The organism is Streptomyces sp. SID14436 (assembly GCF_010548465.1).
Classification (GTDB): domain Bacteria; phylum Actinomycetota; class Actinomycetes; order Streptomycetales; family Streptomycetaceae; genus Streptomyces.
Genome location: NZ_JAAGMD010000380.1, coordinates 1 through 1375, shown reverse-complemented (window position 1 = coordinate 1375; position 1375 = coordinate 1). Strand labels below are relative to the sequence as shown.

The window sequence follows — 1375 nt, the reverse complement described above, 5'->3', positions numbered from 1 at the left end:
CGCGGCCTGACCGTCGGGCGGCGGGGAGCTGAGACCCACCGCCGCCCGCCGGGCCCTACGGCCGCGGTGCGGGCCGCCGGACCGCCGGGAAGCGGGTCAGCGCGTCCGGACTGCCCCCGCCCGCCTCGGCGACGATCTCCTCGGGGGTCTGCTCGCCGCGCACCAGGGAGAAGACGACGCCGCCCCTGCCGTCGGGCGCGAAGCCGTGGACGGCCGGGCGGGGGAGCGAGTTGTAGGCGTAGTGGTGGGCGAAGTAGTACGCGCCGGTGTCCAGCGCCGCCGCGTAGTCGCCCTGGTCGAGCCGGGGCAGTGACTGCCCCTGGGCCAGCAGGTCGCCCGCGAAGCAGGCCGGGCCCGCCACGTCCTGCACCACGGCCGGGCCCTCCTTCGGCCGGCCCTCGGCGTCGTACGCGGCGATCCTCAGCGGCCACGCCCCCGGCGCGTACACGGTGCGCGTCGCCACCTGCACGCCCGCGTGCGTCACCGCGACCGGCCGTCCGCCCGCGTTCTTGGCGTACTCCACCCGGGCGACGACCGTGCCGTGCTTGGCGAGCAGCGACCGGCCGAACTCGGTGACCAGCCCGTACCGCCCGTCGAACAGGCCCGGCACCGCCTCGCTCAGCAGCCGCGCGTACTGCGCGTGGGTGGGGCCGGTGGCGTCGGAGGCGAAGTTCACGGGCAGCCCGCCGCCGATGTCGAGGGTGTCGACCTGCCGGCGTCCGGCGCGCCGGTTGATCTCCTCCGCCAGCGCGTACGCCTCCGCCACCCCGCGGGCCATCAGCGACAGCGCGACGCCCTGCGACCCGGTGTGCGCGTGCAGCCGGGTCAGCCACGGCCGGTCCAGGTATGCCCGGACGACCCACTCGCGCGCGCCCTCGTCGCGCAGCGCCACCCCGAACTTCGAGGTGGCCGTGGCCGTGGACAGCGCCTCGATGGCGCCGGCGCCGACCTGCGGGTTCACCCGGAGACCGACGGGGGCGCGGGGCCCGGCCGGCGGTATCAGGCCGTCGAGGCGGGCCAGCTCCTGCGGGTTGTCCACGTTGACGGCGATGCCCAGCGACAGCGCCCGGCGCAGTTCGTCGGGGGTCTTGGCGGGCGAGTCCAGCACGGTGTGCCGCGCGGGCACCTCCGCCGCCCGCGCGAGGGCCAGTTCGCCGGGGCTGGCCACCTCGGCGCCGATGCCCTCCTCGTACAGCAGCCGCAGCACCGGCACCAGGGGGGTGGCCTTCACCGCGAAGGCGTGCAGGACGGGCGTGCCGGGCGGGGTCACCGCCGCGAACGCGGCCCGCAGGGCCGCGGCCGACCGCCGGATCCCGGTGACGTCGAGGAGTGCCACCAGGGGGCGGCCGGGGGCCAGCAGCCCCTGCTCGACCGC

The 1375-nt window shown here is 77.5% G+C and carries 1 protein-coding gene; it reads right to left on the bottom strand.

What is annotated here, in order from left to right:
- Positions 1-55 precede the first annotated feature (55 nt).
- Positions 56-1375: diaminopimelate decarboxylase (locus G3I53_RS13280; RefSeq protein ID WP_164438374.1), on the bottom strand; the 1320-nt coding region annotated here is incomplete at its 5' end.